1 protein-coding gene is annotated in these 231 nt (G+C 53.2%); it reads right to left on the bottom strand.

The genetic code is table 11. The features are described 5' to 3' along the window. The coding region (locus ACX9YW_RS23615) for a hypothetical protein (RefSeq protein WP_460351251.1) at positions 1-231 on the bottom strand (231 nt) is incomplete at both ends.

Genomic DNA, 231 nt, shown 5'->3' with positions numbered 1-231 from the left:
TAAACAGGCAGCCGGGATAGCGCTGTTGCTGCACATACTCAGCCAACACGTGGTAACGCGCCAAGATTTTATCCCGAGCTGAAAGGGTTTCATCCAGCAGCAGCTGGCGGCGCCATGTGTCTATCTGCTGTGCGTGGTAGCGCAGACTGTCATAAAGCAGGGCTTCACGATCCGGCCAAAAACGAATTAGCTCTTCCTTTGAAATATCGAGCTGGGGAGCCAGCTTATCCA

Source organism: Pseudoneobacillus rhizolycopersici, assembly GCF_054786815.1.
This window is presented reverse-complemented; position numbering and strand designations above follow the sequence as displayed.